Source organism: Pseudoalteromonas luteoviolacea H33-S (genome assembly GCF_001625695.1).
Taxonomy (GTDB): Bacteria; Pseudomonadota; Gammaproteobacteria; order Enterobacterales; family Alteromonadaceae; genus Pseudoalteromonas; species Pseudoalteromonas luteoviolacea_B.
The window spans coordinates 146,944-169,644 of record NZ_AUXY01000098.1; the positions used below are offsets into that span (position 1 = coordinate 146,944).

The 22,701-nt window shown below is 40.7% G+C and carries 19 protein-coding genes; 9 read left to right on the top strand and 10 right to left on the bottom strand.

What is annotated here, in order from left to right:
- Window positions 1–7 precede the first annotated feature (7 nt).
- Window positions 8–733, bottom strand: a complete 726-nt coding sequence (gene cmoA, locus N477_RS19985; RefSeq protein ID WP_063363119.1) for a carboxy-S-adenosyl-L-methionine synthase CmoA — start codon at window positions 731–733, stop codon at window positions 8–10.
- Between the two features lie 117 nt (window positions 734–850).
- Between cmoA and N477_RS19990 the strand changes: the two genes are divergently transcribed.
- Window positions 851–1,540: a DUF3334 family protein gene (locus tag N477_RS19990; RefSeq protein WP_063363120.1), complete on the top strand. Its 690-nt coding sequence runs from the start codon at window positions 851–853 to the stop codon at window positions 1,538–1,540.
- Between the two features lie 49 nt (window positions 1,541–1,589).
- Here N477_RS19990 and N477_RS19995 read toward each other — a convergent pair whose 3' ends face one another.
- Complete coding sequence (locus N477_RS19995) at window positions 1,590–5,360, bottom strand: PAS domain-containing hybrid sensor histidine kinase/response regulator (RefSeq protein ID WP_081216538.1); 3,771 nt, start codon at window positions 5,358–5,360, stop codon at window positions 1,590–1,592.
- 107 nt (window positions 5,361–5,467) lie between these two features.
- Here N477_RS19995 and N477_RS20000 point away from each other — a divergent pair, with 107 nt between their 5' ends.
- The 8 genes from N477_RS20000 (at window position 5,468) to N477_RS20035 (ending at window position 14,505) form a co-directional block, all read left to right on the top strand.
- Complete coding sequence (locus N477_RS20000) at window positions 5,468–6,577, top strand: hybrid sensor histidine kinase/response regulator (protein ID WP_063363122.1); 1,110 nt, start codon at window positions 5,468–5,470, stop codon at window positions 6,575–6,577.
- 179 nt (window positions 6,578–6,756) lie between these two features.
- The gene (locus tag N477_RS20005) at window positions 6,757–7,599 is read left to right on the top strand and encodes an isopenicillin N synthase family dioxygenase (protein WP_039609055.1); all 843 of its coding nucleotides are present in this window, start codon (window positions 6,757–6,759) and stop codon (window positions 7,597–7,599) included.
- 247 nt (window positions 7,600–7,846) lie between these two features.
- Entirely contained in the window at window positions 7,847–8,758 is a 912-nt protein-coding gene (nagK, locus tag N477_RS20010) for an N-acetylglucosamine kinase (protein WP_063363123.1), read from the top strand.
- Entirely contained in the window at window positions 8,755–9,879 is a 1,125-nt protein-coding gene (gene nagA, locus N477_RS20015; RefSeq protein ID WP_063363124.1) for an N-acetylglucosamine-6-phosphate deacetylase, read from the top strand. The genes nagK and nagA overlap by 4 nt, the downstream gene beginning before the upstream one ends.
- 67 nt (window positions 9,880–9,946) lie before the next feature.
- Entirely contained in the window at window positions 9,947–11,074 is a 1,128-nt protein-coding gene (nagX, locus tag N477_RS20020) for a transmembrane glucosamine N-acetyltransferase NagX (RefSeq protein WP_063363125.1), read from the top strand.
- Between the two features lie 253 nt (window positions 11,075–11,327).
- Complete coding sequence (gene nagB, locus N477_RS20025) at window positions 11,328–12,122, top strand: glucosamine-6-phosphate deaminase (protein WP_063363126.1); 795 nt, start codon at window positions 11,328–11,330, stop codon at window positions 12,120–12,122.
- Between the two features lie 256 nt (window positions 12,123–12,378).
- Window positions 12,379–13,332 (top strand): NAD(+) diphosphatase, encoded by a 954-nt coding sequence (nudC, locus tag N477_RS20030; protein ID WP_063363127.1) that lies wholly within the window; start codon window positions 12,379–12,381, stop codon window positions 13,330–13,332.
- Between the two features lie 3 nt (window positions 13,333–13,335).
- Window positions 13,336–14,505 (top strand): cystathionine beta-lyase, encoded by a 1,170-nt coding sequence (locus N477_RS20035; protein WP_063363128.1) that lies wholly within the window; start codon window positions 13,336–13,338, stop codon window positions 14,503–14,505.
- A 41-nt stretch (window positions 14,506–14,546) separates the two neighbouring features.
- Here N477_RS20035 and sbcB read toward each other — a convergent pair whose 3' ends face one another.
- The 8 genes from sbcB to N477_RS20075 all read right to left on the bottom strand — a co-directional run bounded on the left by sbcB (window position 14,547) and on the right by N477_RS20075 (window position 21,849).
- A complete protein-coding gene (gene sbcB / locus N477_RS20040; RefSeq protein WP_155731969.1) occupies window positions 14,547–16,016 on the bottom strand; it encodes an exodeoxyribonuclease I in 1,470 nt (489 codons plus the stop codon).
- Between the two features lie 468 nt (window positions 16,017–16,484).
- Entirely contained in the window at window positions 16,485–16,937 is a 453-nt protein-coding gene (locus N477_RS20045) for a DUF2799 domain-containing protein (RefSeq protein ID WP_063363129.1), read from the bottom strand.
- 11 nt (window positions 16,938–16,948) lie between these two features.
- A complete protein-coding gene (locus N477_RS20050; RefSeq protein ID WP_196760666.1) occupies window positions 16,949–18,307 on the bottom strand; it encodes a tetratricopeptide repeat protein in 1,359 nt (452 codons plus the stop codon).
- Between the two features lie 4 nt (window positions 18,308–18,311).
- Complete coding sequence (locus N477_RS26370) at window positions 18,312–18,968, bottom strand: hypothetical protein (RefSeq protein ID WP_063363131.1); 657 nt, start codon at window positions 18,966–18,968, stop codon at window positions 18,312–18,314.
- Window positions 18,968–19,378, bottom strand: coding sequence for an ExbD/TolR family protein (locus tag N477_RS20060; protein ID WP_063363132.1), 411 nt, complete (start codon window positions 19,376–19,378; stop codon window positions 18,968–18,970). The genes N477_RS26370 and N477_RS20060 overlap by 1 nt, the downstream gene beginning before the upstream one ends.
- Entirely contained in the window at window positions 19,375–19,758 is a 384-nt protein-coding gene (locus tag N477_RS20065) for a MotA/TolQ/ExbB proton channel family protein (protein WP_063363133.1), read from the bottom strand. Before N477_RS20065 ends, N477_RS20060 begins: the two co-directional genes overlap by 4 nt.
- Entirely contained in the window at window positions 19,751–21,049 is a 1,299-nt protein-coding gene (locus N477_RS20070) for a MotA/TolQ/ExbB proton channel family protein (protein ID WP_063363134.1), read from the bottom strand. Before N477_RS20070 ends, N477_RS20065 begins: the two co-directional genes overlap by 8 nt.
- On the bottom strand, window positions 21,046–21,849 hold the full coding sequence (locus N477_RS20075) for a DUF3450 family protein (RefSeq protein ID WP_063363135.1): 804 nt from the start codon (window positions 21,847–21,849) through the stop codon (window positions 21,046–21,048). The genes N477_RS20070 and N477_RS20075 overlap by 4 nt, the downstream gene beginning before the upstream one ends.
- Window positions 21,850–22,701: the final 852 nt, after the last annotated feature.

The following is a 22,701-nucleotide window of genomic DNA, read 5'->3' on the forward strand; positions in this document are numbered from 1 at the left end:
ATCCTCGTTATTTTATTGCGACCATTGAGCAAAAGTTAAAGCACTGATACCACACTTGCGTGTTTGAAAAACCGACATTGCTCAGCCTTTCTCTATGAGTGCTAAGGGCATCAGTACGCATGATGTTTTCAATTGCGGTTCTTTTTTGGCTTATCTCTAATTCTGAATAGCCATTTTGGCGTTTGAAATCATGGTGCAGGTCAATCAACAAGTTATCTTTGATATCGTTTTCGCCTTTGATCTTTTCTGATAAAAGCAAAACACCACCGGGCTTTAAGCCTGCATAGATTTTTTCAAGTACAGCTTGTCTTTGATCTTGCGGGATGAACTGCAGCGTGAAGTTCATTGCAACTACACTGGCATTTTCAATTTGAATGTCATTAATGTCACCCAGTTGAACATTAACAGGCACTTCTGATTTAAAGCCTTTGAGGTGTAGCTTACAGCGTTCAACCATAGGCGCAGAGTTATCAATGGCGATTATCTGGCAGTTCTCTTTGTCTATGTTACGACGCATACTAAGCGTCACAGCGCCCAAAGAGCACCCTAAGTCATACAAATTTGAATTACTTTGCGCAAACTGACCCGCAAGCTTACCCATCGTACTGACCATCGTGGCGTATCCGGGTACTGATCTTTGGATCATGTCTGGGAACACTTCGACGACATTTGCGTCAAATGTAAAGTCTTTTACTTCTTGCTCTGCGGCATAAATACTGTCTTTGCCAGTCACAATACTACTCTCATACAAAAATAATCTCGCTATTTTAGCATTTTATACTGGATAGTCAGTGATAAATTGAGTAGCTTGGCTACTATTAGTCATAAGAAGTAAAAAATGAGATAAAAAATGGCGAAAAATAAAGTTGTCAGTACAGAAGATATCCTATCAACCTTGTGTCACTCAGTGACTGAAGTGCTTTCATCAGCGAGTGGAAACCAAATTTCATATTCGGCGATGGTTCAAAAGATCACGCGTACCTGTATGCGACCGGATATCGGCTGTTTTGTGTTGTTCGATGGCGGGTTTACAGGACTGGTTGTGACTAACTTTACAGCTCAGTCAGCGATGGAAATTTACCAAGATTACATGCGCAACATGGGCATGCCGGAGAGTGAAATTGCACAAAGCCACTTATCTGACGATGTATCAAATGTGATGGGTGAATTGATGAACCAAATTGTTGGTGATTTTACAGGCAAAGTAAGAGAGCAATTACATACCTCAATTACGCAAAACCAGCCGAAAATGATGGCAATTAATAAGCAGGTGCAAATCTCGGTTGATACAACCATGGACAGACCACAAGCAAGACGAGTCACATTCACGACGCAAGGGCAGAATATATTCTACCTTGAGCTAGCAATGGATAAGACTGAGTTTATTAAGCTTCATGATTTTGATATTGCCGAAGCAGTAGACCCGGACGATATTATTGCAAACCAGACTTCTTCATCTGCAAAAGCGAAGGCTGCAAAACCAGCTGAGCCACAAGAAGATGCTGCTGATGATGACTTTATGGCAGAATTAGGCTTATAACCTTCTAGGTTTTATGCATCATGCAGCAAAAAATAAGCTGCATGATGTTTTATTCGCTTTCTAACTCACCCACCGTATTTTGCAATAGGTTATATGCCTCTGAGAATTCAAACCTAGATATCATCACTTTTAGTTCTTTAATTGTTTTGTCATCTAGCGCTTCGTTGGCTTCAAGTTGCTCAACCATATCCGTCGCTTTTGAGTCATATTCTTTTAATGCCTGAGCAAATTCACCGATTGAAAATGATTGTGTTTGCTTGCTCGGAGAGTGACTTCGGTGAAGTAGTAAGGTGGCTTTATTTTTTGTATCGCTGATATAGTCAGCCAGGGTTTCGAGCAGTGCTAAGTCGATATTATCGGCTTTTACTTGCTCTTCTATATCCGCAGCCACCTCAGAGAAGTAATCCATGGACAGGTTTGCGCCAGCCCCCTTCATAGCGTGGAGTATATCCAATGCAAGTTCCATGTTTCCCATACTAATTGATTGTTGTAGGTTGATGACTTCTTCGACTTGTTGAGAAATAAACTTGTTTAAAAGCTTAAAATAAATGGCTTCGTTATTTGCAGCTCGCTCTACGCCTTCTTCAATATTGATACCGGTTAAAACAATATCTATGTCTTTTTCAGAATGTTCGGGTATATCTTCAACCTCAATCTCTGGCGTGTTTGATGTTTGCAGGGTAAGTGCTTCAAGAATTGAGCTAATAAGGCCGTCCACATCTATCGGTTTAGCGACATGGCCATTCATACCTGCATCTAGACATAATTGAATATCCGGGCCCATTGCATTTGCTGTCATTGCTAAAATAGGAAGGTGGGTATTAGGGATTGATTGGCGGATTTCTTTTGTTGCCTCTACGCCGTCCATAACTGGCATTTGCATATCCATAAGCACGATATCAAATTGATTATCTTGTACTGCTTTGAGTGCCATCTCTCCATTACACGCGACGCTGACCTGTGCGCCATGAAAGCTTAAAATCTCTACCGCAATTTCTTGATTCACTGGCTGATCTTCAGCAACCAGTATTTTTAAGTCTTTAAGCGCTTGTTGATTATCAACAGGCTTTTTCGTTGCTTGGCTTACTGTGCTTGCGCCAAAGCACTCCTGTAAACAGTCAAGCAAACTTGAAGGGTTAAAAGGCTTGAAGAGCATGCTATCTATCATGCTTTGATGCGCCTCTTTAAAGCCAACCTCATGGCCATGAGCGGTAACTAATACAAAGTAATTTTGTAAGCCGCTTTGTTTTAAGTACTCGATGGTATCTATGCCATTGATGTTGGGCATATGCCAGTCCACGAACATAATGTCGTAGCGACTGGTCGAAGGACTTAACTTGTCTATAAAATGTTTACCGCTCTCATATAACGTCACTTCAAACCCTAGCGATTCGAGCATGGTTTCTAATATATCTCGTGCATCTTCATTATCATCAATAACACAGGCTTTTTTACCACTGAAGGTATGCGACTTTTCAACGGATTTTGAGGCGTAATTGTTGATCTCCATTGGTAAGGTAAAATAAAACTGTGAGCCACAACCAAGTTCACTTTCAACGAAAATTTCTCCGCCCAATAGCTTCACTAATTGTTGAGAAATCGTTAGTCCGAGTCCAGTACCGCCGTATTTTCGCGTGGTGGATGTATCGGCCTGAGAAAAGGATTGAAAGAGCTTTGTTTGTTGCTCTGCACTCATACCAATCCCAGTGTCTTTCACTGAAAAAGTTAATTTCACTTGATCTGATTGCATATCTAAAAGAGTAATCGTTAAGGTCACACCGCCTGTTTCGGTAAATTTAACTGCATTTCCAGCCAAATTAATGAGAATTTGTGAGAGTCTCAGCGGATCGCCAATAAAGTTGTTAGGCATGTCTGTTGGCACATTAAATACTAGGTCGAGCTGCTTTTCTTGCGCCTTAAGACCAACTATGGTGGTGACATTATCGAGAACTTTATCTAATTCATATGGAATATGCTCGATTTCAACTTTGCCAGCCTCAATTTTAGAGAAATCTAAAATGTCATTGATCAGTTTAAGTAGTTGTTTTGCTGCATAATCGATTTTTGTAACATAGCCGAGTTGCTTCGGATTTAGGTTTGAATTAATCGCTAAATGCGCCATACCGATAATGGCGTTCATTGGGGAGCGGATCTCATGGCTCATATTCGCTAAAAACTCGCCTTTAATTTGCGCGTTTTTGTCTGCTTCTTCTTTTGCAGTGAGCATTTGTCGCTCTAATTCATTACGCTCAGTAACATCTAAAAAGGTGCCAACAACACCGCCTACTTCACCCGCACTGTCGAAAAATGGCGCCTCATATACTACTAATTCTCTGTGTTCATTAAGACTGTTTTCCATTGCAAGCGCAAAGGAGTGTGCGTCTTTTTCTTCAATCGTGCGCTGTGATTTTGCATCTAGATAAGTCGCAGTTCGCTGGTCAAAAACATCATTTAAATGAGAGTCTGTGACTTCGACTTCAAATTTATCAATAAAAGCTAGAAAAGCTCTGTTAACCCCCATAAAAATTCCTTTTTTGTCTCGATAATAAGTAGGATTAGGAATGGCGTTAATAATATGAAGGGTTAATTCTAAATGGGCTGCCAGTGCATTTTCTGCCTCTACTTGCTTTTGGCTGTTCTCACTGAGTCGTAACTGAATACTTAAGTCTTCACATAAAAGTTTTAAACATTGATTTTGCACCTCTTTTGGCGGGCTTGTGAATGTAATAACGACGGCGCCTGAAAGTTCTTCGTTGATGACCAAAGGGATATATAAAATAGTGTGTACTTCAAGTGTTAAGCCGTCTTTGTGCAATACTGCGTTTTGTCCGTCACTGATAAAAGCTTGCGCAGTTTGGTCTGAGACGAGCTTTTTTACTTGAATTGAGTGTTCGTCAAAATATGCAGCAAAACCAACTAAGGACTGCTGAATAAAGTGGTCATCTTCATATCGATATATGGCTACGCTGGGACTATAAAAATGCTCAGCAAGAAAGTTTGCCGCAACGGTTCTCATTTGATTGGGAGAATTACAATGACGAATATCTTCACTGAATGCATGTCTTATTTTTGCCGTATCAGCACGTTCATCGAGCTTTTGGTAGGTTTTGGAAACCGCTTGCACAATATCTGCTACTTCACCGCTAAGCTCTGCCGGCAAGGAGATACTGCGACCGTTATAATTTTTGTCTATGCAAAATGCGCGATGAAGTAATGTGAAAGGCGTTATCAAACGTTTGTTTAAGTAATAAAAAATGAAAAGTGCGAATAGCAATAAGGAGATTAAGCTCACCCAAAGATAAAATAAAAGGTTACTACTACCGTCGTGCAGTTGTTGTTTGGCATTTTGTAGCTGTTTTTTAGTCGACGTTAGAGCCGTATTTATGGCCCTTGTTGTTTGCTGGTGGACTTCAAGTAACGCGGTGTTTTGGGCGCTAGCTTTTGTTGTGTCGAACGCTTCATATACAGACTGCATGACGACATAGGCATTGAATGCTGATATTAAATCACTTTGTTCTGGGTAATTCGCTATTTTTGACTGTAGCGCGTCTAATGATACTTTTGAGCTAATGAGCTGCTGTTTAATTGATATAAATGTTTGTTCGCTTAATGCGCTATTTAGGTAGCGATTGATGTTAAAAAACAGGGAAAGGTTCATCGTGTTGAGCTTATTTAACACTTCAAATTGCTCATTGAGCTGCTCAATATGCTGCTCATGAGATCCCATTTCGTTTTCCCAATTAGACATCACTATGAGGCTGATAATAAGAAGAGCGGGGAGTAGTACGAAAAACGAATGGAACATTGTTTTTATTGACATAACTTACTTTCCGAAACTTGACTAATATTAACCATAGTCGTGCTCTCGTAATTAACAAGCGCAGTGCTTTGGCTGAGGGAACAAGTTAAATTAAGAAGGTGGTAAAGATGGCAGATATTCTCATTGTTGATGACATTGCTGAGAACTTACAAATACTTCAATTGATATTACGTAATGAAGGCCACAAAGTGTATGCCGCCATTAGTGGTGAAGTAGCAATGACAATCGCTCAAGCACATTTACCTGAATTAATTATTTCTGACATTAATATGCCAAATATGGATGGATTGGAATTATGTAAATTGCTCAAGCAATCATCAGATACAACTCATATCCCAGTTATTTTTGTCAGCGCAGAGCGAGAAACAGATCAGATTGTTGAAGCGTTGGAAGTTGGCGGAGTTGACTACATTACTAAACCTTTCAAACCAGCAGAGGTACTTGCTAGAGTAAATACCCAGCTTAAGTTAATAGAAGCCAATAAGTTAGCTGTAAGGCAGCAGCTATCTCAAGTCATGAATCAAATGGTGGTGGGCATTGCCCACGAAATTAATACACCTTTAGGTGCCGCAATCACGGCATCGACGCACTTTGATGGTGTATTGACTCAGTTAATCGAGTCATTTGATAACCAAACGCTCAGTGCTGAGCAGCTTAAAGATGGATTAGAGGAGTCAAAGCAAGGTGTTGCTTTGTGTGAGCGTAATCTTCAGCGTGTAGCTAAATTCGTAAAAGTTCTGAAAGATATTGCGCAAATTGAAAGGCCGACTTCACCTGAACCGTTAAACACCATTTCCTTCTTAAACGATCTAAAAAGCGCTTGGTCAAAAAAAGGCGTTATGCTTGAAATAAGTGCGCTAGATATGAACTTTGTAGCGGATAGAGACATATTGTTGAGTGTATTTGATAGTCTATTAGATAACTCTTTGGCGCATGCAGACTTAGTTGAAGGCAAGGCACTTACCATCGAAGTATCAATAAAGGGGCAGCATATTTGCTTTTTGTATTATGATCATGGCCATGGGTTGCAAGGTATCACGATTGATGAATTGCTCAAGCCTTTCATTACCACCAAGCGTGGTAATAGTGGTCATGTCGGGTTAAGTGCGTCCGTTACGGCCAATTTAATTGACAGTGCCCTGAATGGTAATTATCACCTGAGTGAGGATGGGAGGGGCTTGGAGTGGCAGATTGAAATTCCAATAAATTCAGGTTGATCTGAATCAAGCTAAGAGAATTATCACTATCAATGAGGACATAAGTCCTTATGTGAGAGGCTTTATTTCACTAAGCTCGCGGGCAAAGATATTATATCTTTGTTCGAGTATTAATTATAAATAATTCTTATGATTAATGTTTTGAATTGAAGTCACGCAAAAAAATTGGTGGAACCATTATGCAACAGCTACCTACAGTTGACTATAAGTCATCTACAGCAGCAAAAGAATTTGTTGAGTCTCTTCGTAACACAGGTTTTGGTGTACTTAAAAACCACCCAATTCCGAAAGAGCTTGTAGAGTCTATTTATAAAAACTGGCAAGAGTTCTTCTACACAGAAGAAAAGCACGACTTCCTATTTGACAAGGACACTCAAGACGGCTATTTCCCACCGGAAGTTTCAGAAGTCGCTAAAGGCTTTACTGTAAAAGATATTAAGGAATATTTTCACGTTTATCCAAAAGGTCGCGTTCCTGCTCAGCTTGAAGCTGAAATCAGAGAATACTACCGCCTTGCGAACGAGTTTGCAGCTGAGCTATTAAGCTGGGTTCAAGCGGAAGCGCCTGAAGATGTACGTGCTAAGTTTTCGATCGATCTTAAAGATATGATCAAAGACTCAGACCAAACGCTATTACGCGTTTTACACTACCCACCAATGACTGGAGACGAAGAGCCTGGCGCAATTCGTGCAGCAGCACATGGTGACATTAACCTACTGACTGTATTACCAGCTTCAAATGAACCTGGATTACAAGTTCAAAGAGGTGACGGCAGCTGGTTAGATGTACCATGTGATTTTGGTTCATTGATCATCAACATTGGTGATATGTTGCAAGAAGCATCAGGTGGTTACTTCCCATCTACAATTCACCGAGTGATCAACCCTACGGGTAAAGCGAGTGATAAATCTCGAATTTCATTACCGCTGTTTTTACACCCTAAACCAGAGGTTGTACTATCAGAGCGTTATACTGCAGACTCATATTTGCAAGAACGCCTAAGAGAATTGGGCGTTAAGTAATTATCTGATTTAAAAAATAAAAACGGTCTTTTTTAGGCCGTTTTTTTGTATCTGAATATGGCTGTTTTTTGAATTTTTCCTGACAATTAGTTCAAAGTGTGCAATATTAAAATTTCTCAAACTGAGAAAAAATAATAAAAAACTTAATGACAACGCTGTCATTTATTGTGTAACATCAAATCAACATGACTGAATACTGTGTCGCGGAACAATTCGCGTTCATATCTTATTTTTTAGGGGTCGCTTAATGATGGCTAAACAGGTTGAACAAGACCAGTTGTATATAGGTATTGATGGGGGCGGTACAAAATGCCGAGCCACCATCTACTCAATTAAAAACGGCGTTTTGGGAACTGGTCTCGGTGGGCCTGCTAATCCTCTTCATGGTTTTGAAAGAACCATTGAATCGATAATGGTATCGACTCAACTGGCACTGCAGGATGCAGGACTAAGAATTGAAGCAGTTCATAATCTCTATGCTGGTCTTGGCTTAGCAGGCGTTAATTTGCCCGCACTACATGAAAAAATAATGCGATGGGATCACCCATTTAAGCAGATGTTTTTAACTACCGATCTTCATACTGCTTGTATTGGCGCACATGAAGGTGGGGATGGGGCTGTAATTATCACTGGTACGGGCTCATGTGGTTTTGCAATGGTTGATGGTGTCTCCGTTAATTATGGTGGTCATGGTTTTGCACAAGGTGACATGGGCAGCGGCGCATGGATGGGACTTGAAGCTGTTAAAGCGGCACTGCTTTCTATTGACAAGCTTGGTCCAACAACCGCACTAAGTGACACGCTCAAGCAGCACTTTAATACCACAACTGCTATGGGTATTGCTGAACAAATGGCCGGTAAACCATCGAGTAGTTACGCACAATTAGCAAGGTTTGTTCTTGCTGCTGCTGAAGATAACGATGAAGTTGCATTGAGTATTGTGAGAGATGGTGCTGATTACATTAGTAAATTGGCGCATCGATTGATGGAAAATAACCCACCACGATTATCTATGATCGGTGGATTATCCGAACCATTACGTAAGTGGCTTGACCCTGAAATTGCAAAGATTGTTGAATCTCCAAAACAGCCACCAGAGATGGGCGCAATTTTCTTTGCAATCCAAAGTGTCGAGCAGCAGTCTGAAAAGGCGGTATGAGAATGAAAAAATATTTGGCGAATCAATTTTTTGATGGGCACAAATTAAAAAATAATGTTGAGTTTTTGGTTGTTGATGGAAAAATTTCCTTTGCGACCGAAAGCTGTGAAGAAAAAGCTGAAATTCTAGAAGGGTTAGTGGCTCCAGGCTTGATTGATGTTCAAGTGAATGGTGGCGGTGGTGGCTTTTTTAATGCAGAACAAACAGTTGAATGTTTGAGAACCATTGTTACAGCGCATGCTAAGTATGGTTCGACTGCGCTGATGCCTACCCTTATCACAGATAAAGTAGAGGTGATGGCACGTGCTGCTGATGCAACAGCTCAAGCAATTGCACAAGGTGAACCTGGAGTAGTAGGAATTCACTTTGAAGGGCCGCACTTATCGCACCCTAAAAAAGGAACTCACAGCGAGCAATATATCAGGCCAATTTCTGAAGAAGAATTTGCAATTTATGCGAGACAAGATCTTGGTATAAAAATGGTAACATTGGCACCGGAAACGGTACCGCTTGCAGACATAAAACGCTTAATTGACTTGGGTGTTAAAGTGAGTGTCGGCCATTCAAATGCAGATTATGAAACTACCATGGCTGCACTTGAAATTGGTGTTGATGGCTTTACGCATTTATTCAATGCAATGTCGGCTTACACATCAAGAGAGCCGGGCGTTGTTGGCGCTGCGCTTTGGGAAGATAATTCGTGGTGTGGTCTTATTGTTGACGGTCACCATGTACACCCTGCATCTGCAAAGCTTGCTATTCGCTCAAAGCAACGTGGTAAAATCATGTTGGTGACGGATGCAATGCCTCCTGTTGGCACTAATGATATGGAATTCGACTTTTTTGATGGTCGAAAGGTCATTAGAACGGGTGATAGATTGAATTCAACAACGGGTGAGTTGGCGGGCAGTGTACTTGATATGGCAAGCGCGGTTAGGAACACAGTTAACACACTTGATGTGACATTGACTGAGGCACTGAGAATGGCCTCACTATATCCTGCTCAATACTTAGGGTTATCTGACAAAGGCCACCTTTTAGAAGGGGCTGATGCAGACTTTGTAGTATTAAACAACAGTCAAGAAGTTCTGAGTAACTTCATTGGCGGAAAAGAAATTTAAAGTTCCCTGGGTAAAAAACCCCGCTGCAGTTTAGCGGGGATTTTTTGTTTTTACAGGAAAGGTATTGATGACGAATAAAAAACAACGATTGGCTTCATTGGATGCACTGCGTGGCATGGACATGTTTTGGATCCTAGGCGGCCAATCTATTTTCGCGGCACTGTTCGTGTTGACTGGGTGGCAAGGTTGGAAACTATTTGAAGCACATACTGTGCATAGTCCTTGGCATGGGTTTACATTTTACGACCTAATATTTCCTCTATTTATATTTCTATCTGGTGTTGCCATGGGCTTGAGCCCAAAGCGCATTGACCATTTACCTCTAAATGAGCGCAAGCCTTATTATCAAAAAGCAGTGAAGCGTCTGTTTCTACTGTGTGGCTTAGGCATTATGTACAACCACGGCTGGGGTACAGGCATTCCTTTAGCGCTTGATGAAATTAGATATAGTAGTGTACTCGGTCGGATTGCCATCGCGTGGTTCTTCTGTGCCATGTTGGTCTGGCATACCAGCCTCAGAACGACGGGTATTGTCGCTGGTGGTATTTTAGTTGGGTATTGGGTACTACTGAACTTTATCCCAGTCCCAGGTGGCAGTGCTGGTCAATTAGCCGCACCAGGTACGCATAGTTGGAATGCTTGGTTTGATCAAAACTTACTACCAGGTATTACTTATCAAAATAGACCGGTAGATCCTGAAGGGATACTGTCGAGTGTGCCAGCCATTGTGAATGCGATAGCCGGGGTGTTTGCAGGGCAGTTGATAGCACGTGCAGATAAGCTTGGGCAGTGGAAAACAGCAGGATGGTTATTTGGTGCAGGTGCCTTGAGTGTTGCTCTTGGTTGGTTGTGGCATTTACAATTCCCAGTGAACAAAGAGTTATGGACAAGCTCTTTCGTGCTTGTAACTGTTGGCTGGAGTGCGATTTTACTCGCAGTATTTTTCGCCTTGGTGGATATTTTGAATGGTCAAAGGTTTGCGTATCCATTTGTGATCATCGGGGCTAACTCGATCATTATTTATTTAGCATCGAGCTTGGTGAATTGGGAATTTGTCAGTAAGAGTGTGTTTGGTGGCTTTATCAATGCGGTGGGGCCTGATTGGCAGCCTCTGTTTGCTGTTATCGCGCTGCTACTCGTGCAATTACTGGTTCTTCACTGGATGTATAAACGCAAAATATTTGTCAGCGTTTAACACGTAAAATATTGAGAAAACGGCCATCTTTTGATGGCCGTTTTTTTATTGGCTCAAAAAAAATACAAATTTTTCTTCACTTTTACTTTACAAAGGCTTTTTTTCTGATAATAATGACAGCGTTGTCATAATGGTAATAACCTAATACAGTGTATCCCAATTAGGTTTAGATCTGACCTTGTTTTGATTGCACGCGAAGCAGGGTTCAGATCCCATTTTTCTTATTTCAAACTCAACAACGAGCTTTAATATCATGCAAATAGTAATTTTAAAAAATGCTGCTGAAGTCGCTGCTTATGGTGCAGATATATTTGAAAAACAATTAAATCGCAAAGCAGAGTCGGTGTTGGGTTTAGCAACAGGATCGACACCTGTTGCTTTGTATCAAAACCTTATCGAGAAGAACAAACAGGGCGATATCAGCTTTAAAGATGCGATTACGTTTAACCTAGACGAATATTTAGGTTTAGAGGGCACACACCCACAAAGTTACCGCTTCTTCATGAACGAGCAATTGTTCAATCATGTTGATATCAACAAAGACCATACTCATGTACCACCGGGTAATGCTAAAAACCCAGTTGAAGCATGCCAAGAGTACGAAGCGCATATCGCTGCTGCTGGTGGCATCGATGTTCAATTGCTAGGTATTGGTCGTAACGGACACATTGGTTTTAATGAGCCGTCTTCAGGTTTGACCTCAAGAACGCGTGTTAAAACTCTAACCAAAGAAACGATTGATGATAATGCACGTTTCTTTGGTCCAGATGAGTACCAACCGCACCTATCAATCACCATGGGTATAGGTACAATCTTAGATGCTAAAAAAGTTGTGTTATTAGCGACTGGCGAAAACAAAGCTGAAGCAATCAGAGCAACAGTAGAAGGCCCATTAACGGCGTCTTGTCCTGCATCAGCACTGCAATTGCACCGTGATGCGGTTATTGTAATTGACGAAGCTGCGGCCAGCAAGTTGGACAATATTGAGTTTTACAAACACATCGAAGCTGAAAACCAAAAGCTTCAAGCACACCTTGCCTCTCTGTAGTGTGAATTCACACTGTAGTTTAAAGCCCGAAAGGGCTTTTTTTTTGCCTAAATACTTGGCAAACAACGTGACTATTGTTAGCGTGACAGCATAGAAACTAAAATTAGTTTTTGTACATTAATAGTCGTGTTTTCTTTGATTAAATAATGACTGCTTGGCTGCACTTAATATGCTTTTTTGTAGCGCAGGACTTAGTAATTTAATCAAGAATGGGCTTCTGCTTTGATTAGGTAACCCACATTAAAGGACAAAGTGCTTGTTGTACTATACACAAATGACGCTAGATAGAGCGTCAGCTCAGCGTAAAGATAAAAACTGGCTTTTAACTCAATATGGAGAGAAAAGCCGTTGGTTGCTCATCCATCATGATCAAAATCTATTCTCAGCCGACCTAACCGAGTTGGCCTTTATTCAGCAGTCACAAATAGAACACCTTGATAGGCGGGATGCCATCTTTTTAGGTAAAGATGATCAGTTTTCCTATTTTGCTTTAGATGTGTCCAGCATTGATTTAAGCGAGTTACAAAAACAACTAGATGTTTGTACAGAAGACCATAGCGATGGGCAGTATCGCTTTGCTGACATGAGAAAAGTAGGTCCTAAGCTTGAACGCGTGAGTGGCTCTGTTGGGGTGTTAGCACGTGGGTTAAGTTATTGGCATAAAACTCATTGCTATTGCGGCCGGTGCGGTCACAAAAATATCCCTGTCGAAGCGGGTCACGCAAGGCTATGTACAAATAAAGCGTGCAAGCATATGACATTCCCAAGAACTGACCCTGCTGTGATCATGCTGGTCACGCATAGATTTAAAGATGGCGTAGAACGTTGCTTGTTAGGTCGTCAAGAGGCTTGGCCAGAAGGGGTATATTCAACGCTTGCAGGGTTTGTTGATCCAGGTGAAACATTAGAGCAAGCCGTCGCCAGAGAAGTAGAAGAAGAGGCGGGTGTTATTGTAGACGATGTACAATACTTGGCGTCTCAGCCATGGCCTTTCCCATCGTCATTGATGCTGGGTTTTATCGCAACTGCCAAGACCACAGATATTTTTGTTGAGCAGGATGAACTAGAGCAAGCACATTGGTTCTCAAGAGCCGACCTTGATACTTTTGGTCAATGGGGCGATGAAGCACCCGGTTTTAAATTGACTAGACCTGACTCAATATCACGTTTTTTAGTTGAACATTGGCGTCAACTTCCAGAAAAAGAGTAACGAATGAAAAAAAATACCAGATTAGCCAGTGCAGGCCGAAAATCTCAATATACTCAAGGAACCGTGAACCCGGTTGTGCAACGTGCATCGACTGTTGTTTTTGATTCTGTCGCGGATATGCATGAAGCGATTAAAGAGCGCGGCAATCGCACTTTATTTTATGGTCGCCGAGGCACAAACACGCATTATGCTCTGCAAGATGCCATTACTGAATTAGAAAATGGTGCAGGGTGCGCTTTGTATCCAAGCGGTGCAGCGGCCATTAGCCAAAGCTTACTGTCATTTTTAAAAGCAGGTGATCACCTATTGATGGTAGACACTGCTTATGAGCCAACTCGTGACTTATGTGACAAGATTTTAGCTGGCCTTGGGATCACCACAACCTATTATGATCCTATGATTGGTGCGGGTATTAAAGCGCTTATTCAAGACAATACCAAGGTGCTGTTTTTAGAATCACCGGGCTCAATTACCATGGAAGTGCAAGATGTCCCAGCACTGGTTAAAGAAGCCAAAGCACATGGTTTAATGACCATGTTAGATAACACATATGGTAATGGCTGGCATTATCGTCCACTTGACCATGGTGTTGATATCAGTATTCAAGCTGCGACTAAATATATTGTTGGTCATTCTGATGTGATGATGGGGGTGGCGGTTGCTAATGAAGAATATTGGCCTGTACTTAGAGAAAACTCTTACTTGTTAGGTCAGTGCACCTCAGCAGATGATGCATACCTTGCACTGCGAGGCCTACGCACGATGCCTGTGCGTTTGCAGCAGCATGAGAAGAGCGCACTAGAGGTTGCAAAGTGGGTGGCACAGCATCCACTTGTAGATCATGTTCGCCATCCTGCATTGCCTTCAAACCCTGGTCATGAACACTTTATGCGCGACTTTGATGGTAGTAATGGCTTGTTTTCATTTGTAATGAAAGATGGGAATCAAAAAGCCATTAATCGCTTCTTAGATAGTTTGCATCACTTCAAAATGGGCTTTTCCTGGGGTGGGTTTGAGAGCTTAGTGACAGCGAATCGCTCAATGGCCGCGTTAAGAACAACCACGGGCTGGGAGCATGGACCAATTATTCGTTTGCATATCGGTCTGGAAGATGTTGAAGACTTAATTGCAGACTTAGAACAAGCACTCGCAGTGTATGAATCACACCTATAAATAAATGTAAAAGAGGCTGTTTTTCAACAGCCTCTTTTTCTTTATAAGCTCTGTGCGTAGTGATAAAGCGCTTTGAGTATGGTAACTTTTTTCTCGTTGCCTTCATGCTCATAGACAAGGTTTTCAAGTGTCAGCATGAAGTCTTGCGCATTGATAGAAGGGTTGTCTTCACCATGCATCAACTTACCTTGGCAATACTTTCTCCATGTGTCCAACTCAGACTGAGATAGGCTTTCAGGCCAGTTTCTCGCGCGATATCTAAACAATAAAGTATGGAATTTCGGATCTTCAAATTCGAGCGCTAAGCTGCCTAATTCAACGGGGGAGGCATTGCGAACAATTGCCAGTTTGGCTTTGTCTGCTTTACTGATAAAGCCGTTGTAAAGCTGGTAGTCAGGGTTGGTTGTATCACTGAAGTCGCCTTGCTCAGCAAATACTTGAGAGACTTTATCACGCAATTCTGGGTGTGCTTTTAAAAACTTTAAGTGCTCCAAGCATTGCTCTCTATCAATACCTAGCCTTGCTGCATTTTCTGGCAGTAATGTTTTCGCGGGGGCAATGATTGGGCACTTGTTTAAATGTACAAGTTTTAGCCCAACAGGCAACATGCCCTCTTCAAGTTCGGCGTGTTTGGTATAGAGTCGCTCGCGCAGCTCTTCAACAGATAAATCAACTAACACGCTGGGGTCATGCGTCAAATTAAAGCACACCACGGCATTTTTATTAACCGGGTGAAAGCTCATTGGCGCAATCCAAGTCGTGCAGCCTTGTGTTGCGGGGATGCGTGATGAGGTATGCACTAGAGGTTGCATGTTAAACACATCAACAATGTCAGTGAGCGCCTTTTTGGTTCTTAAGTTAAAGAAAAACTGATAAAGCTTTGGCTGTTTTTCTTTAATTAATTTAGCAAGGGCAATGGTTGCAGTGACATCGCTCAGGGCATCGTGTGCAGCACTGTGTTCAATGCCATTTGCAACGGTGAGTTCTTCTAGTCGAAAGCTTGGTGAGCCATCTTCTTTCAATGGCCATTCAATACCTTCTGGACGCAATGCATAACAAGCTCTGACTAAGTCAATAATATCCCAACGGCTATTCCCATTTTGCCACTCGCGCTCATAAGGGTCATAAAAATTACGGTAAAGGCTGTAACGCGTTACTTCATCATCAAAGCGAATGCTGTTGTAACCCGCAACACAGGTGTTTGCTTTACTAAACTCGGCGTGAATTTTTGCCATAAACTCGCTTTCAGGCAAGCCGTGTTTCAGTGCATGTTGCGGTGTAATACCGGTGATCAAACAAGCTTCTGGGTGTGGCAAATAATCTGGTGCAGGTTGGCAATACTCAATCAGCGGCTCGCCAATAATGTTTAAATCGTAATCGGTTCTGATACCTGCAAACTGACTGGGTCTGTCTTTTTGAGGGCTTGCCCCCCAAGTTTCATAATCGTGCCAATAGATTGTGGGGATGTTTTCGTTATTGTTTTGATTCTTCATTTGGTCATTATTTGTCATAAAATCATTGGCTTATATAAAATATACTGCTTTTCTAAATATGTTCATCACGCTTACAACATCACTTAAGCGTGTATAAATGTGTGTATAAAAAACTTGTAAGTGTGTATACGGCCGTAAAATGCTATTAGATGCAAAATGCGAAAATCTAGTAATAAGAAAACGACCAGACGGTATTATCTCATAGAGATGGACTAAGGGTAAGGTGTAATAACGATACTAGGTTATGTAAATGATGTGTTTGGCGAAGGAATTCATAGAGTCACTAGTTGAGCAATTGGGGTAAAAGCAGTTCTGAAAAAAAGTTAGGTTGGGCATTAATCATCATTTGTTACCAAAACTAAAAGAGGCAATTCTCATGCACCGTCTACAGGCCTTTATAATACCTGCAGATATGCAGGCCTAAGTTTATCTGCAGGTATTATAAAGGCCATAACTTTATAAAAAGTAAGTAGTTGTCGCCGAGTGCTAAAACGGTCCTTCTCTACTTTCACCTTGGCTAATATTATGATTATCAAGCTCTCTTTGTTCTCTGGATATAAAAGATTCCATAGATTTCCTTTTTCGATTACCAGCAGTGTAGCCTTTCTTATAATCTACGCCTACATCTTGATGACAGACATGAGAGGCGCCTAAACCATCAGTCCCATGTTTATAGCCTTGTTCAAAAGTGCAATAGGCTATAAGTCCATCACTATATCCATCAACAAACAGGTCTTGTGCATTGCTATTTAGGTCTGTGCCACAGTCTTTTTTAACTGCGTCAAATGCTCTGACTTTGGTACCTGATTGAGCAGCTTTGTAGCCTAGTGCTTTCCAATCCTCATTGGTGCAGCTACTATAAGCCAGTTCTTTTTTGATTGATATGCATCCTGATAATATCACCATAAAAAGGGCAATGATGGTCCCGGTTATTTTCATGTGAATTCTCCTTATAATGTGTTGGTACTTTGAGTGTTTACAATATTGGCGAGTACTTCTATTTTGTTTTGAATTCCCGGTGTTTCAGGAAACTTATTCTTAGCATCAAGCAACAAAGTATAAGCGGACTGTAGATCATCCGTATTTATGTACAGTTGAGTTCGGCCTAGCATTGCTTGTAAGCGATGGCTATCAAACGCTTCTGCACGAATGAACATTTGCTCTGCGCTAATAAATCGCTTTTGTTGCAAAAGTAATTGAGCGTAGTTAAGTAAAGCATTGGCATTATTTGCATTTAATTCGAGCGCATTTTTGTACAAATCTGTAGCTTTTTTATGTTGTTTTTTTGCCTCTAATATCCTTGCCTGAGAGTAGGATAGAGTGCTTTTTTCGGCGTTGCTTAAAGACTTTGAATCATCGAATTGTTTGAGCAACCATTCGCTGTCTTGCCATCTGTTTGCGTCATTTAGCCAATATAAGTAATTATTGATATCTGCAAATTTTAGCTTACCTTGTTGAGCAACTCCTTTTAAGAGTTCAATTGCCCGATCATATTGGCTTTGTTCAAAATGTAGGTTTATCATCAAAAGCGTATTTTGATGGGAAATTGGCCCTAGCAAAGTTGCATACTCTAATGTCTTTAGCGCTTGTTCATTTTGCTTTTGGTCTAATTGAATAGCAGCCTTTGTTAGCCAGTAAGGTTGAGCTTTAGGGTCTTTAGCAATCAATTCTTCCAGCATCGCCAGTGCAGAAGGATACATTTTTGCTTTGACCAGCGAGGTAACTAAGCCTTGCTGCCACTGAGCGTTATTGGGCTCTAAAGTATATGCTTTTTGATATGCGTAAAGTGCACTGAAAGCACCATGTTGATGTAAGTTCAAATACCCAAGTTGGCCGTGGACCATTGCATTATCTGACCCCAATGAGATAGCTTTAGCAAAGTGAGAGCGTGCGAGCTCAAAGTTTTCTTTGATTAGGTATAGCTGTCCTAAGTCCTCGTGCGCTCTGACTAACTGAGGTTTGGCTTTTAGGATAAATTGATATAACTTTTGTGCTTTTTCGTATTCTTTTAGAGAGAAATAAACCTGAGCTTTGATCATCAAAAGTGCGGGGCTCAATTCTACATTATAAAAAGTTTCAAGTTCGTCACTGACTTGGGCAAAGTCTTTTCTATCTAATAAAGCACTAAGTTTTTCCGCCAGTTCATACTCTTCAGGTCTAAGTGTAACTTCCCTTTCTGAGTACTGTTCACTGTATGCCGGCATGACAAACTTGACTGGCTCAAGTTCTAATTGATAACTTTTTGCTATTGTTGAATCACTGAATGAAAGGCAAGCAGTGAGCAAGAAAAATGTAAACGTCCGATTCATGTTGTTATCCATAATTGAAGTTAATACCATATAAATAAACGGCTTGGACAGCCTTTCCTTCCTTTTTGGGTACCTCAAACTTGGCGTGTTGGACCCAAGTTCTGATTGTTTCAACCATTTCTGGAAATACAGGGTCGATGATTTTTTTAACATAAGGTTTGCCAGTTTGATCGATAATGAGCTCGACCGATGTCTCTATTCTCTTTTGGCCATATTTACGTACTGACTTTGGTGGCCTTACATAACGTTGTGAAACTATTTTAGGTACTCTATCTAGATGCTCGACTTTTAACATTGGTACACTTGAAGAGAAATGGCTAACAATCTCAAGCTTGTCGAGTTCTAGTTTTGGTAATTTGATGTCTTCAAATTTTGGTACTTGCATCGTGTTCTTTATGCCATATTGCACCTTTACAGGACCACCTAACCCCATCACATTAAGTGCGGTAGAATCGCTAGCTGCCTGGCTCGTTTGTGTCAATGGCGGTGGTGGTGGGGGAGGCGTAAGCATGGCTACATCAACCTGGTTCACGATTAATTTATCTGGTGTCTCTACATCTGCCTTGTCTAATACGACCATACCTATAAACAACGCAAATGCCAGCCCAATAGCGCTGATTGAAGTTATGACCTTCAAAATGGTTAGCTTAACTTTATTCATTACTGGCTCTTATCTGTCGCGAGGTTAATATTTGTTATACCAGCAAGCTTTGCTTGATCGATAACCTGAACCAGTACCTCGGTTGTAACAGACTTATCAGCTTGAATAATTAAGGGACGAGATTCTTTTCTGTTAAGGTGTTCAAGCGTACTTCTTATTCCATTGATGCCTATATTGGTGCCACCATAAACAACTTGGCCGTCACCTGTTACTGCTAATAAAAAAACATTTTTCTCAAGGTTTTCGCTTGAAACCGCAGTGGGTTTATTGATCTCCACACCAGTTTCCTTGACAAAAACAGTGGTTACAATGAAAAAGATTAACAAAATAAAAACCACATCTAACAGCGGGGCTAAATCAATTTCATTGCTTTTTTCTTGCTCAATGCGTTGCTCAAATGAAGACCTCATAAAATACCCTGCTGTTTTTTATATTTAAATAATAATAGTTGCCTTAATATTAAAGATGGGATAGCAAGTATTAGGCCCAGTTTTGTGGTGATCAGTGCGCTTGAGATCCCGCCCGACATTACGGCCTGTTGGCTGAGTGCGTCAAAAATAGAAATAAACTCAAATGTATCGAGTAACCCTTGTATTGTGCCAAGCAATCCCAATAAAGGCTGAGACGCAATCAGTGCGAGTAAACCCATTTGCCAGTTATGTGCATCATTAAGCCAGTCATGGTTTACCGGTCTAAAGTACAACGTAAGAATGATGTAATACGTATAACTCGCAATCAGCAAAAGCGCTATGATGACCTTATTTGAGAGTAAAGATGTTAAGTCATTCATGCTGCTTTCTCGCGTTACTCACTTCTAATTTGCTCAGTTGTAATGCCAGTGATTCCAAAGAAGACTGGAAACTTTTCACTTTTCTTCCTAACAAGGCGCCCATGATCAAAGAGGGGATGGCAACGATTAACCCAAGCTCTGTCGTTATTAATGCTTGAGAGATACCGCCTGACACCACTGATGCGTCCCCTGAGCCAAATATATTCATCATCATAAATGTGTGGATCATGCCAGAAACAGTACCCAATAGACCGAGTAAGGGGGCCACTGCTGCGCAGGTTGTGATAACTCCGAGGTATTTTTCGTTATGTGCTTTATGCTTCGAAAGTTCAGCAATCAATAAGTCATCTCGCTTTTGGGAGATGGCATTGCTTTCAATCACTAGCATTAGTGATTTTTGAATTGGCTCTAAACCTTTTAGCAAATTATCAAAGTCCTGTGTAGCGAGTGGTTTATTAGTATATTGCTTGACTTTGACCTCTAGCTCTTTGAGGCTAGGTAACTTTAATAGCTGAAATGATTTGAACAAAGCAATAACCAGTGCTGCTAGCGCGAATGAAATGATAGGAATGGCCCAAGTGCCACCGCGTTCTATGTATTCAATGAAAGATGTATTTGTTTGAGAAAGCTTGTTAGCATTACCGAGTGTAGGGTCAAAATGTATATAAGATCTCCCTGTTTCTTTCAGTGCCAACATATTTTCATGAAAATCATGACTTGAGTTAATAGGGGCAACACGCGCTGCTTCATTGTTGATGCTCTTTGTAACGATACCTGCTTCCTCAGCGTTCATTGCGAACTGTAAAGGACCAAGCTTGATACTATCAAACGTTTTAAGTTTATTATCGCTACCAATTAATTGCTTGGTTGAAAAAGTCGGTGTTAATAAAGCATTGAATTGACTTATGATAGTGGCGGTATTAATTCCCGAATGATCGTTTGAAATATGACTTTTCGTCTGCTGCTCAAATGATGAAATCAGCTGTAATTGATAGTTTTGCTGCGCGAGCCATTGCTGATTGCGACTTTTTAAGTTATCGATACTTAAGAGTTGCTCATCCTCTAATCTGCGTATGTTTTTAGCTTGTTCGCGCAGAGATTTTACTTTTAACAGCTGTGCTTGAAGCTTTTTGGCTAATATTTTGTGTTCTTTATCTATTTTTTTTTGTGTTTGACTTAACTTCGCAGTGGAATCTGAAATTCTCTTTAACAGTACCGAACTTTCAGTTGAAGCGCTGATAGAGGTAAAGCTTGCTGCGAGCATTAAGATGAAAATCGTCGTGCGCATCATAGTTTACCTCCTTGCTGATTGATGATTGCGAGTGGTAATTGTATAAATCTGGCATCTGTGGGTTGTTTGAGTATGTTGGTGACTGATAACACTTGCTCATTTGACAAAGGCAGATTGAGTGTTTGATTCGCTTGCTGATTATGCCACCATTGCCATTGCGCTGCGTCACTGCGCCCATACCCATAAAGTTCTTGATCAATAGATACATACCAGCCTTGGGATAGACCCAGATAAACTTGCTCTGCGAGAACTGTTTCATTTGAGTCTGCAAGTTCTATCAAGCCCGTATGGAAGACAACGCGTTCATCGAAATCATATGCCTGCTTAAAGATTTTTAGAAGCGACTCTAGCTTTTGAGAGTTTGGCTTATTTTCGATTGAGGGCAATGTTGTCTGCCATTGTTGCTGTAAGGGGGTTGGTAATCGAGCCTTAATAGTATGCACATAGCTTACAAGTGTATCCATTTCTTTGCTCAGTTTGGCATCAAACTGTTCAAATTCATTTTGCTGTGAAATTAACTCTTCTCGTTGTTCAGATACTTCATTTTTATTGCTGTTGCTTCGTGCGATGAGTTCCTCTATAGCCTTTTGTTCTCTTTGTAATAAAGAAAGCTGTTGCTCTAACCGTTCTTTTCGTTCACTCCAAGCCGACTGAAGTGCGCTATTTTGTTTCTCCAAATCTAACCATTTCTCAACAAGCTGTATATCTTCACTTTCACCGGCTAACGTTGATGAGGCCAGAAAAGTAACTGTTATACACAAAGTGCCTGAAAAAGCGCTCAGAAAAAATTTCCTTATCATTTTAGTCACATTTTAGTTTGGTTTTTATCCTTATGTTTATATTAGGAACACCCTTATTTAAATGTCAAACAGTGTATATTTTGTCCAATAATTGCATGAATTTTTCTAAAGTTCTGTTATAGAGTTTGGTGGTTTATAGCTCTAAAAATGTGTGGTAAGTATTATAATTTAGTATGTATAGTCAAAAAATCGCTGACTATAATTATATTAATGAAACAGTGTGATTATTTTTCAATCAAATTGTGACAGTGATATTTCTAAAATATAAGCCCGTTAAGTATGTACAGATAAAGCTATCAGTTTCTTAGGCTATACCATCAAAACCATAGGGCAAATACCTAAGTGGATAATGCACTGCGGCGTTGCAGATATAGTTAAGTTGGCAAAAGGCTCAATCTACAAGCCAGTAATATTTACAGTACTTGGGAGTGGATAACCGGCTGTAGCGGTAGTCACAAGTGAATCGTCACCATCCTGTAACTGGCTTGTTGTAAAGGTGATGATCTAGACCCTGTTGATTGGGCAGCTCTAACTGTGATGCTTTTTTTGGTAGGTTATATTGTGGATCTGGAATACTTGATAGAGGTTATGGGCATCCAATTTAAAGTTAAAGGAATAATGATTAATTTTAATCGACTTTCATGGTTGTTTGCCAATATTCACTGCTAAAACCAAAGTGAGAACTATGTGTTTTTACACTGCCTTGCTTAATAAGTGGAGGCTGTATATAACTTTGTGTAACTGCCACCTTTTTAAATAAAGTCTTGTAAGCGGTCTTCGAACTCAATCATAAATCTGTTCATAGCCGCTTTCCAATTCCTGATGGGCATTGTCCATTTTTTTGAAGCATCC